20 protein-coding genes and 1 riboswitch are annotated in these 21980 nt (G+C 45.3%); of the genes, 11 read left to right on the top strand and 9 right to left on the bottom strand.

What is annotated here, in order from left to right:
- Positions 1–101: 101 nt before the first annotated feature.
- Positions 102–1001 carry a site-specific tyrosine recombinase XerD gene (gene xerD, locus BFP72_RS13830; RefSeq protein ID WP_099599696.1) on the bottom strand — a complete coding sequence of 300 codons (900 nt, stop codon included), beginning with the start codon at positions 999–1001 and terminating at the stop codon, positions 102–104.
- An 83-nt stretch (positions 1002–1084) separates the two neighbouring features.
- On the opposite strand from xerD, the gene aroQ reads away from it, so the two are divergent.
- The 5 genes from aroQ (at position 1085) to BFP72_RS13805 (ending at position 5475) form a co-directional block, all read left to right on the top strand.
- Positions 1085–1504: a type II 3-dehydroquinate dehydratase gene (gene aroQ / locus BFP72_RS13825; protein WP_099599695.1), complete on the top strand. Its 420-nt coding sequence runs from the start codon at positions 1085–1087 to the stop codon at positions 1502–1504.
- Positions 1505–1527: 23 nt separating this feature from the next.
- On the top strand, positions 1528–2100 hold the full coding sequence (locus BFP72_RS13820) for a MarC family protein (protein ID WP_099599694.1): 573 nt from the start codon (positions 1528–1530) through the stop codon (positions 2098–2100).
- Between the two features lie 92 nt (positions 2101–2192).
- Complete coding sequence (rnhA, locus tag BFP72_RS13815; protein WP_099599693.1) at positions 2193–2654, top strand: ribonuclease HI; 462 nt, start codon at positions 2193–2195, stop codon at positions 2652–2654.
- A 201-nt stretch (positions 2655–2855) separates the two neighbouring features.
- Positions 2856–4724: a T9SS type A sorting domain-containing protein gene (locus tag BFP72_RS13810; protein WP_099599692.1), complete on the top strand. Its 1869-nt coding sequence runs from the start codon at positions 2856–2858 to the stop codon at positions 4722–4724.
- A 40-nt stretch (positions 4725–4764) separates the two neighbouring features.
- A complete protein-coding gene (locus tag BFP72_RS13805; protein ID WP_099599691.1) occupies positions 4765–5475 on the top strand; it encodes a tRNA1(Val) (adenine(37)-N6)-methyltransferase in 711 nt (236 codons plus the stop codon).
- 76 nt (positions 5476–5551) lie between these two features.
- On the opposite strand, the gene BFP72_RS13800 is transcribed toward BFP72_RS13805, so the two are convergent.
- Positions 5552–8014 carry a sodium-translocating pyrophosphatase gene (locus BFP72_RS13800; protein WP_099599690.1) on the bottom strand — a complete coding sequence of 821 codons (2463 nt, stop codon included), beginning with the start codon at positions 8012–8014 and terminating at the stop codon, positions 5552–5554.
- Between the two features lie 279 nt (positions 8015–8293).
- Here BFP72_RS13800 and BFP72_RS13795 point away from each other — a divergent pair, with 279 nt between their 5' ends.
- Both BFP72_RS13795 and BFP72_RS13790 read left to right on the top strand, forming a co-directional pair.
- The gene (locus tag BFP72_RS13795; RefSeq protein WP_099599689.1) at positions 8294–8914 is read left to right on the top strand and encodes a hypothetical protein; all 621 of its coding nucleotides are present in this window, start codon (positions 8294–8296) and stop codon (positions 8912–8914) included.
- A 51-nt stretch (positions 8915–8965) separates the two neighbouring features.
- Complete coding sequence (locus BFP72_RS13790) at positions 8966–9733, top strand: class I SAM-dependent methyltransferase (RefSeq protein ID WP_099599688.1); 768 nt, start codon at positions 8966–8968, stop codon at positions 9731–9733.
- A gap of 98 nt (positions 9734–9831) precedes the next feature.
- Here the strand turns inward: BFP72_RS13790 and BFP72_RS13785 are convergent, their stop codons facing one another.
- From BFP72_RS13785 to BFP72_RS13765, 5 genes are read right to left on the bottom strand one after another with little or no spacing between them, the layout of a single operon-like run.
- Positions 9832–10803, bottom strand: coding sequence for a glycosyltransferase family 2 protein (locus BFP72_RS13785; protein WP_099599687.1), 972 nt, complete (start codon positions 10801–10803; stop codon positions 9832–9834).
- Positions 10800–11345, bottom strand: coding sequence for a DUF4199 domain-containing protein (locus BFP72_RS13780; RefSeq protein ID WP_143520081.1), 546 nt, complete (start codon positions 11343–11345; stop codon positions 10800–10802). Before BFP72_RS13780 ends, BFP72_RS13785 begins: the two co-directional genes overlap by 4 nt.
- Before the next feature lie 35 nt (positions 11346–11380).
- Entirely contained in the window at positions 11381–11902 is a 522-nt protein-coding gene (locus tag BFP72_RS13775) for a DUF4199 domain-containing protein (protein WP_099599685.1), read from the bottom strand.
- Positions 11899–13161, bottom strand: a complete 1263-nt coding sequence (locus tag BFP72_RS13770) for a dihydroorotase family protein (protein ID WP_099599684.1) — start codon at positions 13159–13161, stop codon at positions 11899–11901. The genes BFP72_RS13775 and BFP72_RS13770 overlap by 4 nt, the downstream gene beginning before the upstream one ends.
- Positions 13162–15168, bottom strand: a complete 2007-nt coding sequence (locus BFP72_RS13765; protein ID WP_099599683.1) for a BatA domain-containing protein — start codon at positions 15166–15168, stop codon at positions 13162–13164.
- Between the two features lie 462 nt (positions 15169–15630).
- On the opposite strand from BFP72_RS13765, the gene BFP72_RS13760 reads away from it, so the two are divergent.
- Positions 15631–16104: an efflux RND transporter periplasmic adaptor subunit gene (locus BFP72_RS13760; RefSeq protein WP_143520080.1), complete on the top strand. Its 474-nt coding sequence runs from the start codon at positions 15631–15633 to the stop codon at positions 16102–16104.
- A 31-nt stretch (positions 16105–16135) separates the two neighbouring features.
- Positions 16136–16837, top strand: coding sequence for an ABC transporter ATP-binding protein (locus tag BFP72_RS13755; protein WP_099599681.1), 702 nt, complete (start codon positions 16136–16138; stop codon positions 16835–16837).
- A gap of 200 nt (positions 16838–17037) precedes the next feature.
- On the opposite strand, the gene BFP72_RS13750 is transcribed toward BFP72_RS13755, so the two are convergent.
- Both BFP72_RS13750 and BFP72_RS13745 read right to left on the bottom strand, forming a co-directional pair.
- Positions 17038–18204 (bottom strand): homoserine dehydrogenase, encoded by a 1167-nt coding sequence (locus tag BFP72_RS13750; protein ID WP_099599680.1) that lies wholly within the window; start codon positions 18202–18204, stop codon positions 17038–17040.
- A gap of 138 nt (positions 18205–18342) precedes the next feature.
- Positions 18343–18447: riboswitch (SAM riboswitch) on the bottom strand.
- An 89-nt stretch (positions 18448–18536) separates the two neighbouring features.
- Complete coding sequence (locus BFP72_RS13745) at positions 18537–19352, bottom strand: VOC family protein (RefSeq protein WP_099599679.1); 816 nt, start codon at positions 19350–19352, stop codon at positions 18537–18539.
- Positions 19353–19513: 161 nt separating this feature from the next.
- Between BFP72_RS13745 and sufB the strand changes: the two genes are divergently transcribed.
- Positions 19514–20959, top strand: coding sequence for a Fe-S cluster assembly protein SufB (gene sufB / locus BFP72_RS13740; protein ID WP_099599678.1), 1446 nt, complete (start codon positions 19514–19516; stop codon positions 20957–20959).
- 257 nt (positions 20960–21216) lie between these two features.
- The gene (sufC, locus tag BFP72_RS13735) at positions 21217–21978 is read left to right on the top strand and encodes a Fe-S cluster assembly ATPase SufC (protein WP_073122476.1); all 762 of its coding nucleotides are present in this window, start codon (positions 21217–21219) and stop codon (positions 21976–21978) included.
- Positions 21979–21980: the final 2 nt, after the last annotated feature.

The following is a 21980-nucleotide window of genomic DNA, read 5'->3' as shown; positions in this document are numbered from 1 at the left end:
AGGTGACCTAATTCATTGTCGCTAAACGATTATGGGTTGAAAGCACCGTGGTTTGATGTAGAATGCATTATTTAGATTAGTAAGTCCTTAGATCAATGAGTCTAGCTCCTTGGGTGGAAGTCCCGGATGATCTGGGAGAGATAGTCTCGGTCTAGGTGGGTGTAGATCTCTGTGGTGGTGATGGATTCATGGCCCAACATCTCTTGTACGGCTCGCAAGTCGGCTCCTCCCTCTATGAGGTGGGTGGCAAACGAATGTCGAAAAGTATGGGGACTGATTCGTTTGGTCATGCCGATGGAGGTCGCGAGGTTTTTGATGATTGTGAAAATCATCACGCGGGTGAGCTGTGCACCTCGTCGGTTGAGAAATACGAATCCTTCGTGTCCAGGTTTGATCTCTAGGTGACACCTCGAATGATCGAGGTAGAGTTGGATGTGTTTGAGTGCTTCACGCCCGATAGGGACGAGTCGTTCTTTGTTGCCCTTGCCTATGACACGCAAAAAACCGATGTCTTCGAGGATAGCATTGAGCTTGAGGTTGATGAGCTCGGAGACCCGCAGCCCCGAACTATAGAGCGTTTCTAGCATGGCACGGTTGCGCTGACCCTCCGGTTTGGAATGATCGATAGCAGCTAACAGTTCTTCGATCTCCGGGAAGCTGAGTGTATCGGGTAGTTTTCGTCCCAACTTGGGTGCCTCGATGAGCTCGGCAGGATCCTTGGAGAGAGAGTCCTCATAGTGCAAGTATTTGTAGAACGCTTTGATGCCTGAGACGATGCGAGCCTGGGAGTACGCTGACATACCGAGTTCGGTGATATGCTCCAGCAAGTCTCGGATGTCACTATCTGCTACATCGTGTGGTCCCTTGTCGCTTTGGCGCCATTGGAGAAACTGATGTAGTTTGTTGATATCCTGCACGTAGGCCTCTACCGAATTGGGAGAGAGAGAACGCTCTAGTTGCAGATAGGATTTGAATTGCCGGATGTAAAAGTCCCAAGACATAGCTGTAAAATTAATCTGTATATATTAATAGCGGATATTCTAAGGGGTAAACTAGTTTTGCACCTTAATTTTTATTTTGCGCTATGAAGATACTAGTATTGAATGGGCCCAACCTCAACCTGTTGGGTAAAAGAGAACCAGAAATTTATGGTACTCAGAGTTTCGAAGAGTATTTCAAAACGATGGTAGAGGCCTATCCTAACGTATCGTTGGAGTACTACCAGAGCAATCACGAAGGAGCATTGATCGACAAGATTCACGCTGTAGGGTTTGACTATGACGGGATCGTGTTCAATGCTGGAGGGTACACGCATACTTCCGTGGCACTAGCCGATGCGGTATCGGGAGTCACTACCCCAGTGATTGAGGTTCATATCTCCAACATCATGGAGCGAGAGACTTTTCGTCACCACAGTTATTTGACACCTGTTTGCAAAGCACATTTTATTGGTCACGGGTTACCAGGATACAACATGGCCGTAGATTATTTGACACAACACTAATTACCCATACAACATTACTCCCCATGCTTAATTTTAAAGAAATACTATCGGTCTCCCTGATTTTGTTTTCGATCATAGACATCCTCGGCAGTGTGCCGATTATCATTGATTTACGCAAAAAATCAGGACATATCCAAAGTGGAAAAGCAACGATCGTAGCAGGTGTGATCATGGTTGTTTTTCTGTTTCTTGGCTCCAAGATTTTGGGACTTTTTGGGATCGATATTGGCTCCTTTGCCATTACTGGGGCTTTGATTATGTTTTTTATTGGTATGGAAATGACTTTGGGTATACAATTGTTTAAGCCCGATACGGATGAAAGCAATAGCAGTTCGATTGTGCCGCTGGCTTTTCCATTGATCGCTGGTCCAGGCACCATGACTGCCTTGATTTCTCTGCGTGCAGAGTTTGAGTTGGCCAATGTCTTGGTTGGTATTATTCTCAACCTAGTTTTCATCTTCATCGTTCTCAAATCATCACCCTGGTTGGAAAGAAAGATAGGCCAAGCTGGGTTCAATATTTTGAGAAAAGTATTTGGAATTATCCTACTCACCATTGCGATCAAGCTTTTCAAAAATGCTTTGGAGATCTGGTAAGATCGACCGATAAGTGAAAAGTATAGAGTTGAAAGAGGGTGGAATGGTCAAAAACATTTTACTTTGAACTTTTCAACTCTATACCAAAATCCATGATCATCATCTATACAGACGGTTCATCACGAGGAAACCCAGGGCCTGGAGGGTACGGGACTGTACTATTGGCCAAAGGGCACCGGAAGGAGCTCTCGGAGGGCTTTCGCAAGACAACCAATAACCGTATGGAGCTACTGGCAGTAATCAAGGGGCTCGAAGCACTCAAGGTCATCAATGCCGATGTGCTCGTCTACTCGGATTCCAAATATGTCGTAGATGCAGTCGAGAAGGGCTGGCTATGGGGGTGGGTCAAAAAGAACTTCAAAGATAAAAAAAACAGAGACCTTTGGGAGCGTTTTATTCCTGCCTACAAACGCAACAAGGTCAAGTTCAAATGGGTAAAAGGGCATGCTGGCAATCCAGAAAATGAACGTTGTGACGATTTGGCTGTGGAAGCCGCCATGGGAGCCAATCTCCCAGCTGACGCTGCTTTTGAGGCAGGTATCAATGATTTTTGATTCGTCGAAAAAAGTTAAAAAAAGAAGCTTCTTTTTTCTGCTCGTGTTATTTCCTGTGTATTATTGTGTATGCTTTACGGTTTGATTCAAGTCTTGATCAATCATTGTGTAAGCATTTTTTCCATTCACCCAGTTATCTCATACCAGCCTGTTACCATCCTCCTGTTAGTTCGTTTTGTATAAAGCAAATAACTCGATGTTATGATGGAAAAATTATGGATTGTATGTACCCTCTTGGTCATGTGGTCGTCTCAAGGCAGAGCACAAGTAATAATCAATTCTTTCGCAAAAATAGATGCAATAGTAGGCAGTACGCTGACTGTATCTGCTGTCGAAGAGTCTGGAGTTTCTTTTGATGTAGGAGAAAGAGTTATCGTGATACAGATGCAGGATGATGTGATAGGACCCAATACAAACAACGATTCAGACTTTGGGAATATAGAATCTATAGAGAATGCTGGAAGATATGAGGAGGGAGTGATTCTCAGTGTTGATCGTTCGGCAGGGCTGATATCTATGACTTTGGAAGAGCCATTGGTCAATAGTTATTCTATTGGTGCAAATGCCAGCTTACAGGTATTGACATATCCTTCCTATTCAGATTATACGACGACAGATGACTTGACTACCCTCGCTTGGAATGGAAACGTAGGTGGAGTCTTTGCTATACACGTAGAAGGTACTTTGACTTTGGGGCACGATATAGATGTAAGTAACCTGGGTTTTAGAGGAGCGGCAGTTCATGCTGTAGGGAGTGGTGCTACGTGTGACCCTAACACGTACTTTGTAGATTCCGATCAATTTGGATTGAAAGGAGAAGGGGTTTACAAAGTCACATTGGCAGATTATGTAGCTGGACGAGGGAAAATTGCCAATGGTGGGGGGGGAGGAAATCCTCACAATGCCGGAGGCGGTGGAGGAGCCAATTTTACCGCAGGAGGTGAAGGAGGACCCGGTTACAATGGAAGCGCAGGAGGATGCTCTCCAACTGTAGGAGGACTCGGAGGGTACGACTTGAGTGACTATATCAGTGGTTCTAGAGTGTTTATGGGAGGAGGTGGAGGTAGTGGACACCAAAACAATAATGTAGCCACTGCTGGTGGCAATGGGGGAGGGATTGCTTTTCTTACCGCCAATACGATTGAGCTTGAGTCCGGATGTGGGGGAGTTGTGGTGAGTGCCAATGGCAGTGATACGGCGGCAGCAGGCAATGACGGTGCAGGAGGTAGCGGTGCAGGTGGTATGGTAGTGTTTACTGTCAATACTTGGGCTTTGAATTGTGACCTTACTGTACAAGCCAATGGAGGCAATGGAGGAGCGACAAACAATGGAACTACACATGGAGGTGGTGCTGGAGGTGGACGTGGAGCGATAGTTTTTTCAGGGATGATTCCGGCATCCAACTTGATTACTGAAAATACACAGGGAAATGGAGGGGCAAACAACAACTCAGGTACGGGAGGTAATGCGGACAGTGGAGAAATTACTCCATCCAATCCTGCAGCAGACCCTGATGGGATAGTTGCTGAGGAGTCAGGACCCTTACCAGTGAGTTTGTTGTATTGGAAGGCGAGTGAGTCGGGAAGATCGGTTGTATTGGAGTGGGCTACAGCTCTCGAACAAGACAATGATTACTTTACTCTTGATAAATCACGAGATGCTGAAAATTGGCAATTTGTTGCACGAATAAATGGGGCAGGGGATTCGAGTGAAAAGAAAAGGTATTCCCATGTGGATTCGTCTCCCTACCAGACAACCTATTATCGATTGACGCAGACAGATTCTGACGGAACGACGGAAGTGTTTGACTTGGTGATGCTAAAGTCACAGTTTGCGGAAGCCAATATTCTTTTGTATCCTAATCCAAATCAAGGGAGTTTTCGAATTGGAATGACAGAGATGGACTATTCGTTGACGATGCATCGTATGTCAGGTCAGATGGTGGCTCCCGTGGTACATCGTGAGGGCAATGAACTAGTTGTGTATACCGAGGGGCTACAACCAGGGTTCTATTTTGTTAACCTGACTATTCGGGACAATGTTCATGTCTTCAAAGTTTTGGTAGAATAGTTGCTACTGAGTCAATCCATCCAAATATAGTTATTGAAGCATGGCCGCCAACACCTATTTCCAGTTCAAACAGTTTACAGTTCATCAGGAGCGATGTGCTATGAAGGTTAGTACGGAGGCTTGCCTGTTTGGGGCATGGGTTCCTGTCGCCGCTGTATCCAGACGGGTCTTAGATATCGGTACAGGTACAGGCTTGCTCTCGTTGATGCTTGCACAGCGATCAGATGTGTCCATAGATGCAGTAGAGATGGATGGAGAGGCGGCCCAACAGGCGCGGCAAAATTTTGAAGCATCGCTCTGGGCTGATCGGTTGCATTTGGTCCATTGCAATGTCTTGGAATGGGAGAATACAGATTGCTATGACCTCATCATATCGAATCCTCCATTTTTCACCTCAAGTCTCAAGTCTCAGAAGAGTAAGAACAACTTGGCCAAACATGATACCGGAGATTTTAGCAAACCACGTTTTGCCAAGAAGCTATTGGCTTTACTCAGCAACGAAGGGTTAGCCTATGTGCTCTATCCAGAAGCCGAAGCAGAAGAGTTTGTGCAATGCCTTGCAAAAGTTGGACTGTATGCTTGTACTGCGCTCGTGATACGAAACCAACCCGACAAGGCCATTTTTAGAATGGTTCTGCAAGTGTCACGTGAAAAAACATCAATTGACACAGAGGAGTTGTGCATTAGAAATGGTCAAGAACATACGCCTGAATTCGTCAAGCTACTTCGTGAGTACTATTTGAAGTACTAAGCTGCATTAGCTCATGAAAACAAAACCCCACCCAAAATGGATATGGATGGGGTCTTTTGTTTTGAAGCGAAGCAGACTATTTGTCTAATGCATCGATTTGTGTTTGTATTTCAGCTTTTGTACCCCTCAGGGTATCTACCTCAACTGTTGTTTGGCCTGCTACCGTTGATGTTTGTTCGACGATAGCTGTGCTTTGCTCCCCTTCTGTACTCATCATGATTTTGACCTGTTTGTTTGATTTTTTGGCACAACATGCTTTTTTACACCCAGCTTTACAAGTTTTGGTAGTCTCATTTGGGCGGGTGTGGCACTGAGCCGTACAAGGTCCTACGTGTTTGCACATCATTTCGGTCGGGTGCGACCCACCATGGGTATGGCTGTTTGTTCCGAATGTTTCTCCCAAGATAGGAGCGATTACTAGTCCGACGAGACAGGTTAGTTTGATCAGGATGTTCATTGATGGCCCAGAAGTGTCCTTGAATGGATCTCCGACAGTATCGCCGGTCACCGCAGCCTTGTGTGCGTCAGAGCCTTTGTAAGTCATCTCTCCATTGATCATGACTCCCGCTTCGAACGATTTCTTGGCATTGTCCCAAGCACCACCTGCGTTGTTTTGGAAGATGGCCCACATCACCCCTGATACGGCTACTCCTGCCATGTAAGCACCCAATGCCTCAGGTCCCATGACGAAACCGATGATGATTGGAGTGATGATTGTCAATGCACCAGGGAGCATCATTTCTTTCAAAGCGGCTTGCGTAGAGATCTCCACACACCGCGCATAGTCAGGTTTGCCGGTACCTTCGAGGATGCCGGGGATTTCTTTGAATTGCCTACGGACTTCCATCACCATCTCCATGGCTGCTTTACCGACGGATTTCATAGCGAGGGCAGAAAATACCACCGGGATCATGCCGCCAATAAACAGTGCTGCCAGCACATCGGCTTTGAAGATGTTGATACCATCGATCCCCGTGAATGTCACATAGGCTGCAAACAGAGCCAAAGCAGTCAGTGCAGCTGAAGCGATGGCAAAGCCTTTGCCTACAGCTGCTGTGGTGTTGCCTACTGAATCGAGGATATCCGTTCTTTCTCGGACTTCTTTGGGGAGTTCGCTCATCTCAGCTACCCCACCCGCATTGTCAGCGATAGGACCGAATGCATCGATTGCAAGTTGCATGGCTGTAGTGGCCATCATCGCTGATGCAGCGATTGCCACACCATAGAACCCTGCCAGTTCGTACGAGCCCCATATCGCCACGGCAAACAGGATCACTGACGAAAACGTGGAGATCATACCAGTCGCTAAACCAGCTATGATGTTGGTTGCTGCTCCTGTCGAGGAGTTGGTCACGATATCCATGACTGGTTTTTTCCCAAGCGCAGTATAGTATTCGGTAAACGACGAGATGAGATACCCCACACTGAGTCCCACCAATGTGGCGTAAAATACCCGAGTACTTGAAATGTCTTTGACTCCTTCTCCAAAGAATTTCATGCCAAAGATGGTTTCTGGCAGCATCCAGTCGATGAGAAACCAACCGGCTACTGCTGTGAGTAGTAGAGAGGTGATATTGCCGACATTGAGTGCTTTTTGTACTTCACTCTCTTTGGCAGAGTTGTCTTTGATTTTGATCAAAAAAGTACCAATAATAGACGAGACGATCCCTACTCCTGCGATCATAATGGGTAGCAGTATAGCTCCCATACCGTCGAAGGTGTCGAGTACTACACCAGATTCGGCCATGTCTCGAATGATATAGTTGCCCAGTACCATAGATGCGAGTACAGTCGCGACGTAGGACCCAAATAGATCAGCTCCCATGCCCGCGACATCTCCTACATTGTCTCCTACATTGTCAGCGATAGTGGCGGGGTTGCGCGGGTCGTCCTCAGGGATGCCAGCTTCTACCTTGCCAACCAGGTCTGCACCCACGTCGGCGGCTTTGGTGTAGATGCCTCCCCCGACACGCGCAAATAGTGCTATAGATTCTGCGCCAAGAGAGAAGCCTGCGAGAGCTTCTAAGACCATGGTCATGTCCGTATAGAAGTCTGTACTGTCTCCCATAAACAGACTGACGAACAGTAAGAAAAATAAACTCAAACCTAGCACGGCTAGACCAGCGACTCCCAGTCCCATGACGGTGCCCCCACCGAAGGAGACTTGGAGAGCGTGGGGTAGACTCGTACGGGCTGCTTCGGTCGTCCGAGCATTGGCTTCCGTAGCGATACGCATGCCTATGTTTCCCGCTATGGCGGAAAAAATAGCTCCCACCACAAACGCAGGTACGATCATCCAACTGGTCGTGTCCACCATCGTGGATATACCAAATAGGGCGATCGCTGCGACCACTACAAATACAGCGAGTAGTCGGTACTCTGCCGCCAAAAACGCCAAGGCTCCTTCCTTGATGTTTTTGGATATCTCTTTCATCTTTTCATTGCCGGCACTTTGCTTTTTGACCCATGATCTTTTAATCATCATGAATACAAGTCCCAGAATGGCCAATCCTATTGGCACATAAATCATGTTACTCATCTCTTCTCCTAGATTGTTTTAAAAAAAAAATTGATTGCACACCTCGAAAAATGAATGGATTCACTTTTGCGAGGCTAACAAATATATACGATCAGCCTATAAATAAAAATTGGGCAAAAAAACGGCGATAGGAGCAAATCATGTATTGATAGGGAGAGGTTTATGTCTTGCTTGTCTATATCGAATATAATCCCAAGGTGGATGTGAGCTCTGGATTTTTGTGTATTTTAGGGTTCGATTTATAGATCGGCTATTTTATTACCATTCAATCGTTCGAACATGTCCAATAGACCTTTTTTTGCTGCACTCATCTTTCTGTTGTTGTCATTTGCTGTGTTGTATCTCTACGACAAAAATCATAAGACGGATCTGACCATAGAACAGGCGATGGAGCCGGTGCGTCACTTGACGAATGCTCGTCAGGCCATTCTCAGCAAGATGTTTGACAAAAGTCTCAACGAACTCGATGAAGCTATTCTAGATATGCGTCGTATTGAGCAAAACGCGGACAGTACAGCGACGAGTTATATAGAGCAGGCGATAGAGGATTTGGCTTTGGTTGAGTCTGAAATTCGTAATGACACGATTTTATTGGATGATCTGAACCATGCTTTTTTCAAAGCGCTCAATTCGATTGCATATGCCAATTTGATTATTTCTGAAAAGAACCTTGACAAAGGAGAAAAGTACAAAGCGATTCGGTTCATGAATGCTACCTTCAATGAAATGGTAAGCTCGCTTAAGTTTGCTACCGATGAGCGAGATAAGGCGCGAGAAAAAGAGGTGATCGAGGAGATCAAGGTAATACTTGCCAAGATACAGCTGTCTGATACCCAGTATCAATTTGATTATGACAGTCTCAATCGAGATGTGGAGGAATTGATAGAAAATAGTCACTAAACTTTTTCGCTGATAGGCTATTCCTATATTTGCAGCCTAAATCGGTTATCTGTGAAGCAGCTCATTAGTTTTGTCCTAAAGAAAGTCCCAAGAAAGTATCTCCAACTTTTTAGTCATTTTGCACTCAAGGTCGTAGCTCTATTCTACAAAGGCAACACCGTGGAATGCCCTGTATGTGAGGCACATTTTGCTAAATTCGTGCCGTATGGCCGGGTTGCACGTGCCAATGCCTTGTGTCCCAATTGCTTGGCGCTTGAAAGACATCGTTTGATGTGGTTGTATTTGAGAGAGAAGACGGATTTTTTCGTCAGGGACAAAGAAATATTACACATCGCACCAGAAATTTGCTTCATCAAACGGTTTGAATCCATACATGGGAACCGGTACATTACAGCTGATCTAGAGTCCCCCTTGGCTAAAGTGAAGATGGATATACATCAGATGCCCTTCGAGGATGATCGATTCGATGTGGCGTTTTGCAATCATGTGATGGAGCATGTAGATGATGATATCCAATCAATGCGGCAGATTCACCGGGTGCTCAAGCCAGGGGCTTGGGCGATCATTCAAATCCCTATTTTTGAGCCACAGGCAGACGAGACATATGAAGACGATTCCATTACGGACCCAAAAGAAAGGGAGCGAATTTTTGGACAGGACGATCATGTAAGGCTGTACGGCAAAGACTATCCCGAACGTCTGCGTGCTGCAGGGTTTGACGTAGTGGAAGATGACTATGTGATGACGCTGAGTAGCGAAGTACAGCAGCGCTATGCACTACCTGTCGACGAGATCATTTATCTATGCAAAAAGAAATAAGCTGCCAATATCGGGATTGAAGAATCACATCGGAGAGTCATAGATGTGTTTGTCAACATCCACGCACTACCCGTTTGGAACCTTGAGATAGCCACTAGTTAGTCATCTATTCCCAGTTTGTCACTGATCAGATAGTCGTCTTTTTTGGGGGAGACCTGTATCATCATTTCTCCGATGAACCCCGTCAAGAACAGTTGTACCCCAATGATGATGGCTACAAGTGCCAAGAAAAACAGAGGTTGAGCGACGATGTCTCTTGCGGGCAACTCAAAGTGTATCTCGTAAAGTTTTCGTGCGATCACCCATACAGTGATAATTGACCCAAAAAAGAACGACAATGTCCCCAGTGAACCAAAGAAGTGCATGGGACTTTTTCTGAATTTGGAGACGAAGGATATGGATAGTAGATCCAAAAAGCCAAAAATGAATCGCTCCAGGCCAAACTTTGTTGTTCCGTATTTTCTAGCTTGATGTTGTACTATTTTTTCACCTATGCGATGAAACCCTTGCCCTTTGGCAATGAAGGGAATGTAGCGGTGCATTTCACCGTACACTTCGATTGACTTGACGACTACTTTTTTGTAGGCTTTGAGGCCACAGTTGAAGTCGTGTAGCTGTACTCCAGAAAATATTCGTGCTACTCCGTTGAATAATTTTGAAGGGATGGTCTTCATTAGAGGATCGAACCGCTTCTTTTTCCAACCTGAGACCAGGTCGTAGTTTTCTTCGGTGACCATGCGGAAGAGTTCGGGAATCTCGTCTGGGCTATCCTGTAGGTCGGCATCCATGGTGATGACTACATCGCCCACAGCTTGTTTGAAACCTACGTTGAGTGCGGCAGACTTACCATAGTTTCTGTTGAACCGGAGGCCTTTGATGTGATTGTTTTTGGCTTTGAGGTCTTGAATCACTCGCCATGAGGAATCTGTGCTGCCATCGTCAATGAAGAGGATCTCGTAGCTTAAATTGTGTTCGTCCATGACACGCTCGATCCATGCACTGAGTTCGGGTAGTGACTCGTCTTCGTTGAGTAGAGGGACGATGACTGTGATGTTTGGGTTTAGACTCATGCTTCTTCTTCGAATAGCGGTTTTGACTTTTTGAGAAAAAGTGCGGCGATTAGTGCCACGGACATGGCTTGCATCAAGATTTGCCAACTATTTGCAATCAACGAAAACGGCTTGAAGCTGTTGCGTAGCTGGATTTCAATTTCTTTGAGTGAGTCGTCAATGACACTTTGGTCTTTCTCGAAGAGCAAATACATCTGCTCTGTAGACTCGATACTCTGCTGTAAAAACACCTCTTGAAGTCCTGGGTTGAGGACATTGAAAACGAAGATATAAAAGATCTCGTTGAGATACATCATGATGAATAAGGCTATAGCTGCATACCAATAGGCTTCCATATAGGTGAGGAATCCGTCGTGGCTTTCTCGGCGCTCTTTTCTCCCAAGGTAGATGAGTAATCCAAAGGAAATAGATATCAGGGCGATGCTGCGCCAAGTGAAATAGGCATTGTTGCTGATGAGATAGGCGAATAGCGAGATGGCGATTCCTACGCCACCAATCATCGCGCCGTGTAGTAGGCCTTTTTTATTTAAGTCGTAATTCAATTTCTGATATTGTTTAATGCACGATATTTCTTAGGTCAGGCCTTGGGAGCTTTTCTTTTCAATACTACCGACACCACGCTTGTAATCAAAAATCCAATGATGATTTTTTTGAGGAAGCCGTCCAATAGAATGTCGGTTTGGGTAGTGTCTTTTACTTTTTGGTAGGATTGGATGTAGGAGTCGGCGCCCATCTCTTCGACGATTTTGGTACGCGTTTCTTCGAGGATTTCCAATCTACTGGAGACATAGTCCGGGACGAGGCTAGGATCGATCAGCTCTACAAATGTATAAACAAACCCTGCGGTGATTAGTGCCATAGAGGTATAGAGGATGAGTCCGCCGGTCATTCCTTCCCAATACTTGAGGAAGGTGCCGTTGTAGCGATCCCTGAATTCTTTGAGCCCAAAGAAGATAAAGATAGGAATGACAAATAGGTCAAACATCTGCAGCTCTTGCAAGGGGTTTTCATCCGAAAAATAAAAGACCAAAAACATGATGATCAATAGAGCGGACCCGATCAGTCCATAACGCAGGGATATTTTGAAGAGATCTTTCATGCGGAGTAGAGGTATTGTTTGGTGCCGTGGATGGTAGCGCAGACTCGGCCGGTGAGCTCCGTGCCGAACAGCGGACTGTTGACGGATTTGGAACGATTCGTTTTGCTATCATAGGTCCATTTGGCCTTGGGATCAAAGAGTACCAAGTTGGCTTTCTGCTTTTCGGCTACTGTAGCGCCCTCAATTTTTAGTATGGTTCTAGGGTTGTTCGTCAGTTTATCGATCCATTCGTCAGGTTCGAGATCCTTGAGGGATAGCAAGGCGGGAATCATGGTTTGTAGTCCCAATATACCATCGTCTGCTCTGTCAAATTCAAGTTTTTTGCTTTCCTCATCTTGCGGTGTATGTGCACTGACGATCACATCGATGATTCCTTCTTTGAGGCCTTTGATAAGGGCCTTTTTGTCCTTGCTTTCGCGCAAAGGAGGGTTGATTTTGAAATTGGCATCATAGCCCGCAATGTCTGCATCGGTGTGTAGGAGGTGGTGGATACTGACATCACAGGTTACATTGAGGCCCTTTTTCTTCGCTTTTTTGACCAGTTTGACGCTTTCGGCGGATGAGAGGTTGGAGAAATGAAGGCGACCACCACTGTACTCTAGAATGTCCAGGTCACGTTTGATCATGAGGTGCTCGGCCAAGGACGGCATGCCCTTGAGTCCCAGACCTGTACTGACGATACCTTCGTTCATGGTGCCAAAGCGAGTGAGGAGCTTGTCTTCGGGCAGGTTGATGAGTAGTCCGTCGAACTTCTGCAAATAAATCAGTGATTTGAGCAGGATGTCAGTGTGCCAGATGGGCTCTTTGCCATCGGTAAACGCAATGGCACCTGCTTCGTGCAGGTCGATCATTTCCGTAAGGTCCTCTCCTAATGTATCTATCGTCACTGCGGCGAGTGGATAGATATCTGTGAGCATGTCTCGACTCTTAGATTTGAGGTATTCGACGTGACTTTTGGCTTGGATGACGGGGGCAGTGTTGGGCAAAGTAGCTATGCCAGTAAAGCCCGACTCGGCCGCCAAACGGCAGCCACTGCTGATGTCTTCCTTGTGCTCAAACCCAGGGTCACAAAAGTTGGCTTTCATGTCAAATAAGCCTGGGGATAAATACTGTCCCTTGGCTTCTATGACAGTATCGGCTCGGTGTTCTTTGCTATCGATGGAAGCGATGATACCGTCTTTGATCAATACATTGACAACTTTGTTGTGGTGGGGTGATTGGGGGTCTAGGACTTTGGCTTCCTTGATAAATAGGCTCATTTACAAAAATCTTAGTAGCATGGATTCGGCTATTAAAAATGCCAAGGACAAAAGTAAGGCATATTTCCATAACTCAATGCTGTGGTATTTTTCTTTCAGTATTTTACTGAAATTCTTGCTTTCGATTTGGTCGAATGAAGTGCGGTGTTTCAATCCCGAGAGCCGAACTTCAAGTTCTTCGGGTTCCATGATGGCGAGATTGGACTCGCTTGGAGTGGGATTGAAAGCAATATAACCCATCTCATCGGTATCTGTCCCGAGAGCGTAGTTGCCTGGGGAGAGGAGATATTGTGGAAAATCCATTACGAGTTGGTTTTGTATCGTGCGTTGTGAGGGGATCAGCTCCTGATGATCAATGTCCATTGGACGCAGCTTGTATAGGGCACGTGGGTCTAGAGTATCCAGAGATACTTGTACCGTCGGGTTGTCAGAAGTGTAGTAGAGCTTGTTGCCCCCGGTCGCACTCAATTCGGCGATTCGCTGCATCACAGGGACGAAAAAGGCGTGTTTGTGAAAGGACGTGAAGGTGTCAGCCATTGGAGCAGTGTAGATGTATAGTTTGCCCAGCTGGGTGAGTTGGACAAGGAAGGGGGTACCTGTCTTGAGCTGCAGGAGGGGTTGGTGATAGGTCTGCAATTGCAGGACTGGGCTCGCTTGAGGTAGTCTTGTGTTCTGGTCTAGGGATTCAAAGATGCCTTCAAAAAAGGGATGGTTCACATCGGGCTTGGCCAGTTCGATTTTTGAAACTTCCGACTGAAGTAGGTAGTGGATATTCAGGGCCTCTTCTAATCCACCAAGCCCCGTATTCTGGTGAGGAATGAGGAGGACAGATTTGCCCGCGTCGAGGCGTTGTGAGATCTGTGAGACCAAACTATGGTTGATCTCATGGAGTTGAGAGACGATGAGTAGGTCGGCATTTTCTAGGCTTTGGTAGGAGATGTTTCCGGTAGTATAAGTATTGAACTCAAATAAGCTATTGCCTTCAAACACACGTTGTGTGTAAGTAGGAGTCTGTTGTTCTTTGATTTCAGTGATATGGATTTTGGGAGCGAGGTTAAAGGAGAGGAAGAACTCATTGTCAAAAGTGACGGGGAAATCTTGAAATTCGATTTTCCCCTGGTTGTGAGGGGGCAGGTTCTTACTCAGTTCGAAATCAATTGTTTTGGTAGAGTGAGGAGCTATATCGATAGCGAGACTCGCAGCTTGTTTCTCATTGAGTTGTAGCTTGACGATGAGGTCTTCTATGTTGTTGTTTCCATTGTTTCGGATTTTTGCACTGAGTATGTTGTCCTTGTGAGCCAGGATGAAGGGTTCGTGTAGATAAGCTGTGTCGACGTGGACGTTGTGGGTTTGGTCTATGGATAGTGGTACGAGATAGTACTGGTTCAGTGAGTCTTGGATTAGTTTTATTTGTCCAAAGGTACTATGCTGCATGTCACTGAGGATGAAGATCTCATTTTTTTGGCTAGAATTGGTGAGGGAGGCAATTTTGTCCATGATCTCCTGACCCGAACGACTGACGGAGGAGTAGCTGAGTTCTGAGAGCAGGTCGAGGGTTTTGTCTGCTGATTTGTAGTGTGTACTGTAGGGAGCAAAGTTGTTGTCTAGGAGTTTGAATGTCGTGGTTTGAGGGTAGAGAGCGATGATGTCCTGGGCCATAGCTATAGCGACGTTGAGTGCAGCGGTATTTTCGCTTGTCAAGTTGCTCATGCTCCCCGAATTGTCAACATAGAGTATCACGGTGTTTTCTTTGAGACCTTCTTCTTGGCCTGGAATGTATGGTTGAGCAAATGCCAAGACCAAGAAAGCAAGGAAAGCCATGCGGCAAAAAAGGATCAATAGATGTTTCAGTTGGCGCGTCGTGGAGGATTTTTTCTTGACTTGATCAAGAAATCTGACATTGGAAAACTGGATCAGTTTGGCCTTTCTGAAATTGAACAGATGAACAATAATAGGTATACTCAGAGCCAATAGCCCCCAAAGGAATGTCGCGTTTGCAAAGTTCATCGAGACAAATCTAAGTGAAAAATGAAGCTGGCAAAGTTCTCAAGAATGAATTATTTGAAGAGAGGTCAATTATACTAGGTGAAAATAGAAGAACTAATAAGAGTCGTTTTTATTTCGTTTTTAAAATCCGTATATTCGAACTGTTGTTGTGGATTAAGATTTGATTAGTCCTTTTTATTTTGAGTTTTTGACCTTGGGGTTCAAGTTAAGTCTTGAACCCTATTTTTTTGTCTGCGATCTGGCCATCTAGCGCTTGGATGTGGTGATTGGAGCGGTTGGCTATTGGTAGGTATTAGTCCTCTGGTTTTAGTTCATTGGATAGATCAATAGATTGATCGAGTGAAGTCGAGTTGGGATTATGGTGCTTGTGTCTACTGACCGATTTCGTACATGTTTGGTTCGCTCCCGTACAATTTTTGTAGCTTTATCTTTTCTTGTTTTTTGTTAATATACAGATTGTCAATGATTTATATGTGTGGCATCCTTCTTGGGATAGTATTGCCAACAACAGATATTGCCTCTATGGATCGTGCATTGCCCAGAAAGAAACAATTCAAAAAAGAAATAATTTTCCTCATGTTGGGGTTGATTGTGGGCGGTGTTGGGCTGTATCATTTTGTCTTTACCGAAAGGGAAGTCAAACTCAGGGTTCAGAAAGACAAAGTACGAATCGTAAGGGTCATGAGGGCAGAACAACGTCTTGCTCCGGTGTCTCGGCCGGATAGGTTGATGGTGCCTCGTGGCAATTTTGGAAATAGTCATGGAGGACAGTGGGTATTTGTGGTGACGGGAGACGAAGCGGTGCGTAGAGAAATCAAACTGGGGTGTAGAGGAGCAAGGTATATCGAAGTATTGGAGGGATTAGAAGCTGGAGAAGAGATCGTAGTGTCCTCCTACGCCAAATATTCGGATAAAGATCGCTTGGTGTTTAGGTAAAGATTCAAAGCACCAACTAAAAAGCAATAGGATGAATGAATTAATCAATACAAAGGGGCTGAAGAAGGTGTACAGTACCGATGAGATCGAAACAACCGCTCTTGCAGGAGTCAACCTTCAAGTAAATACGGGGGAGTTTGTGGCGATCATGGGGCCGTCAGGCTGTGGCAAAACTACGATGCTCAACCTCTTGGGATTGCTAGACAACCCTTCCCACGGTGAGTTTTTTTTTCTAGGGCAGGAGGTGTCTGTGTTTGGCGAACGCAAAAGGGCAGAGATCCGAAAGGAAAATATCGGTTTCGTGTTTCAGAGTTTCAACCTTATCGACGAATTGACGGTTTATGAAAATATCGAGTTGCCGTTGATTTATCTCAAATACAGTGCTGCTGAACGTCGCAAGAGAGTGGAGGAAGTCATGGTGCAGATGAAGATCATGCATCGCCGCAATCACTTTCCTCAGCAACTATCTGGTGGACAACAGCAGCGTGTAGCGATATCACGAGCAGTGGTTGCCAAGCCGAAACTGATCCTAGCGGATGAACCGACAGGTAATTTAGACTCGGCCAACGGGGAAGAAGTTATGTCGTTGCTCAGTGAACTCAACGAAAAGGGAACCACAGTGATCATGGTGACACATTCGCCAGTAGATGCGGCCTATGCTCAGCGCGTGATTCATTTGTTTGATGGACAAATCGTCTCCGAAAATATCCATCGTCGTGAGACGATCCTCTAGATGATCTTCAAATAGTAGTTTAAAAGTAGAATCCTATGCGCGCCCATTCTCAAGGGTGGGTGCGTTTTAGACACAACGAACCCAAAGAAAATGAAAAGTATACTCGTTCTAATCATGGTTGTGCTAGGCTATTGGCTTTGCACTCAGGAGCCTGCTCCAGTAGAGGAGCAGGTGTTGACCATGGAAGCCTGTTACTAGGCTTACCCCAGTGCGATCACGTTAATTTCTGGGATTTCCAGCCATTCCGCTTCTTTCATCTTTTGACGAGAGATGTAGCCAATCCAGTAATTGCCATTTTGACTCGAGTATTTCTCTAGTATCTCGGTGAAGTCAGATGTTTTGGGTTGTTGGTCTGCAAACCTTACATAGATCTTCATTTGGAAATCTTCATGCAATTCGATTTTTTCCTTGGTTTTGGCTGATTTCTTGTACTCGTAGCGGTAGCCATAGCCCAAAGCGGAGATGTCTGATAGTACGGCTGATCCAGTGGGTTTATCTCCAGCTCCTTTTCCATACAAGAATTGACTTTCTGAAAATGCACTTTCTAAGATTACAGCATTGTATTCGTTTTTGGTCTGAGCCAAAATGGAAGCTTTATCTACAAAAGTAGGAAGCACCGTTGCGTCTATTAGGGTGCCGATTTTTTTCGCTTTCGCAATGAGTTTGATTTCGTAGTTGTTTTTCTGGGCAAACTCAATGTCGAAGGTGTTGATCTTCGTGATTCCCAAAGTAAATAAAGTGTGCGGGTCTGTAATCAAGCCAAAGGCATGGTAGAGTAGGATGCAGAGCTTGTATTTTGCATCGATTCCTTCTACATCTAGGGTAGGGTCAGATTCAGCAAATCCTAGGTCTTGCGCCTCTTTGAGGGCATTGTCATAGGGTGTGCTTTCGTTGATCATCTTGGTGAGAATGAAGTTGGTCGACCCGTTGAATATTCCCTCGATGGAGGTCAGTAGATCGTTATCATAGTATTCTTCTAGGTTGCGAATGATCGGGATACTTGCGCAGCAAGACCCTTCGTAGAGGAAGGATACCTTGTTTTGTTTCTGTAGCGCGAGGAGTTCTTCGAGGTGTTCTGCGATCATCTTCTTGTTGGCTGAGACGACGTGCTTGCCGTTGTTCATGGCTTTTGTGACGATTTCGAAGGCGGCTTCTGCATCATCTATCAACTCCACGATCACGTCTATCTCTGGGTTGTCGAGTAGCTCTGCTTTGTCATCAGTAAATAAGCTAGCGTCTAGACTCCTCGGCTTTGTGATATTTTTGATGCAAAACTTGACAATCTCTGCTTGTATAGAGTTGGATTGCTGCAATACGTGATACAACCCCTGTCCAACGACTCCAAATCCGAATATTCCTAGTTTCATACGTCTAATAGTTTTCGTTTAATACATCATCTTTCTAGAAGACTATCAAGGGTTTTTGTCTGAAGAAGGGCATAAAAAAATCCCTTCCAGACAAGCTAGAAGGGATGATATATTTTTGAAATTGTATCTCGTGCCTCTCGCTTATCTCTTCCGATTGCTCGGAATTGGAATTAGCACCCTTCCGTCACGCGGGGGTTGCTAAGGTTTCGTAGGGCCAAATCCCTCCACCTTTCTTGATAAGTCATCCATTAAAAATAGAACTGCTGCAAATGTAAAGAAGAGAACTTCTACGAAACAAGTATTTAATTTATTCTTTTTAAATACTCACTACTTCATTTCAAATAGACAACCTTATTGCCATTGTTGTCCATGACGAAAGCTTTGGTTTTGGCTGTGCCTATTTTGAAGGTGACTTGCTCGATTTGGGCGAGGTCTCGCTCAAGAGGCATGAATTCGGTCGTTTCTACTGATTCGTAGGGGAGGTGGATGAGTTCGAGAATGATGCCGTCTTTGGTGAGATAGTTTTGAAAGTGGAGGTTGGTGTCGTCTACGATCTCAATCTCCTCAAATCCCATCTGTGTTGTGTACCATTTGAGTGTATTGATGTAGTCGGAGGATTGGATCGTGAAGTAGCAGGGGTCGATTTCATAGAGCTGAGAATTGTTTGGAGCATCGAAAAAACGAATTTTGTTCCCGTCTGGGTCTTCTGCTACAAAAGATAGTATGTCGAGATTTTGATCGGCAAAGATGTCTTGCGCAAAGGGCTGCTCGTATCGCTCCAAGTAGAGGTGGAGGCTGTCAAATCTGTTGGTCTTAAAACCAATTTTTTCAATGCCATTGATGTGTTTTTTACCCTCTTTGAATCGGATTTGTGATTGGAGCAATGTGCCGTTCCCTTGGCGTAGGGTGAGCTGAAACTCGTCGTTACGCATTTTTACGTGCTGGTTGGGGCGATACTCTTCGATGCTAAATTGGAGAAACTTGCGGTACCAACCTGCCGATACTTTGAGATCCTTGACGATGAGTACGGCGCTTGTCATGCGTAGTTCGTTGATGCTTTTTTGAGAAAAGACTGGTGCTGAGTGAAACATCAGCGAGACACAGACGATAAAGAAGAGTAGGGTGGAGCGATACAGGTTTTTATCCATGGGTAAATCTCAAATTGGAGAACCAAATGTACGTAGTTCAGGCACTATATCAATTCCCTTTATGAGATTGTAGAAAAAAATTATAGGCTCAGAACCAACATCCTGTCAGAAAGGTAGTAATTTTGCACTTATTTAAGGTGAGTCTAAATAATTCATAGCGAATGAGCAATGACGATCAAATATTAGAGGAATTTACCTCCAAAGAATACGAACATGGTTGGTCCGTGGATCTGGAAGCTGATGAGGCACCAGAGGGATTGAGTGAGGAGATAGTTCGTTTTATTTCAGCAAAAAAGGAAGAGCCAGAGTGGATGCTAGAGTGGCGATTGAGTGCGTATGAGCGATGGAAAAACATGGAGGAGCCAGATTGGTCCAACGTGAAGTATCCTAAAATCGACTACCAAGCGATCAAATACTATTCAGCACCTAAGCAGAAGAAAGCTGTCGGTAGCCTCGATGAGGTCGACCCTGAGTTGATCGAGACTTTCGAGAAGCTAGGCATCTCTTTGAACGAGCAAAAGCGATTGACGGGAGTGGCTGTAGATGCGGTAATTGACTCGGTGTCTGTTGCGACGACTTTCAAAGAGACCCTTGGTGAGCGCGGAATCATATTCTGCTCGTTTAGCGAAGCGGTCAAAGAACATCCCGAGTTGGTGAGAAAGCATCTCGGGTCTGTAGTGCCGGTTTCGGACAACTACTTCTCTGCCCTCAATTCGGCTGTGTTTTCAGACGGTTCGTTCTGTTACATTCCAAAAGGCGTCAGATGTCCGATGGAGTTGTCTACTTATTTCAGAATCAATGCGGCCAATACGGGGCAGTTCGAGAGAACGCTCATCGTAGCGGACGAAGGATCATATGTGAGCTACCTCGAAGGATGTACAGCTCCACAGCGTGACGAAAACCAACTGCACGCTGCAGTGGTAGAAATCATCGCTGAGAAAGATGCGGAGGTTAAATATTCGACTGTTCAGAACTGGTATCCAGGCGACAAGAACGGCAAGGGAGGTATATACAACTTCGTGACCAAGCGCGGTATCTGTGCGGGTGATCATGCGAAGATTTCATGGACACAAGTCGAGACGGGATCTGCTGTGACTTGGAAGTACCCTTCATGTATTTTGAAAGGCGATTATTCTATTGGTGAGTTCTATTCGGTAGCAGTGACTAATAATCATCAGCAAGCGGATACGGGGACCAAGATGATTCATATTGGTAAAAACACCAAGTCAAGAATCGTGTCCAAAGGGATCTCTGCGGGACATTCGCAAAACTCATACAGAGGGCAAGTGCAAGTGATGAAGCGTGCTGAGAAATCACGTAACTTCTCACAGTGTGACTCACTATTGATCGGTGATCAGTGTGGAGCGCATACGTTTCCCTACATCGATATAGAGAACTCAACTGCACAAGTGGAGCACGAGGCGACTACTTCGAAGATCGGAGAGGACCAGATATTCTACTGTACGCAGCGAGGGATTGACGAAGAAAATGCAGTAGCACTCATCGTCAATGGGTACGCCAAAGAAGTCTTGAACAAGCTCCCGATGGAGTTCGCAGTAGAAGCGCAGAAATTACTTGCGTTGACGCTCGAAGGATCGGTTGGTTGATTTCGTAGTTCTTATTCAAGCTTGAAGAAGGGTGGGAATTCAGCCTTTTGAGGGCTTGCTAAGCGCAGGTAGTTATTCAGTGTCGTTTTCAGGAAGTGGGTTCATTCTCAATTCCTATGAAGTGCTGCTTTCAACTGAGGACGACAGGTTAGGGAGTTTCTTCCATTATTAAGTATTTAAAGAATTCAGAATTCAAAGGAACTAAGTATCACTCAAGTTGATCTTGAACTTTGAATAATAAATTTTGAACATAGATCATGTTAAAAATAACAAATTTACAAGCTAGAGTAGAGGAGAAGGAAATCCTCAAAGGGATCAACTTAGAAGTGAAGCCTGGTGAAGTACATGCGATCATGGGGCCGAATGGTTCGGGCAAGAGTACTTTGGCCAATGTCTTGGCGGGTAGAGAGGATTACGAAGTGACCGGCGGGTCTGTAGAGTATCTCGGTCAAGATTTGTTAGACTTGGCAGCCGAAGAGCGTGCGAGAGAAGGTATCTTCTTGGCGTTTCAGTATCCTGTAGAAATACCAGGTGTGACCACTACCAACTTCATGAAAACAGCACTGAATCAAATTAGAGAGCACAAAGGACAAGAGCCTTTGGATGCTGTGGGATTCTTGAAGCGTATGAAGGAGAAAATGGCGCTTGTAGAGATCGATCAGTCGCTATTGAGCCGTTCGCTCAACGAAGGTTTCTCTGGAGGGGAAAAGAAAAGAAACGAAATCTTCCAGATGGCGATGCTAGAGCCTAAGTTGGCACTCCTAGACGAGACGGATTCTGGACTAGATATCGATGCATTGAGAATCGTCGCAAATGGCGTCAATGCACTCAAAAACAAAGACAATGCGACCATCGTGGTGACGCATTACCAAAGATTGCTTGATTACATCGTGCCTGATTTTGTACACGTACTGTACAAAGGTCGTATCGTGAAGTCTGGTACCAAGGATTTGGCATTGGAACTCGAGGAGAGAGGATACGATTGGATTATCAAGGATTTAGAAGGAGCAGAAGCATAAGA

The sequence above is a fragment of the Reichenbachiella sp. 5M10 genome, from assembly GCF_002742335.1.
In the GTDB taxonomy this organism is placed as follows: domain Bacteria; phylum Bacteroidota; class Bacteroidia; order Cytophagales; family Cyclobacteriaceae; genus Reichenbachiella.
This window is presented reverse-complemented; position numbering and strand designations above follow the sequence as displayed.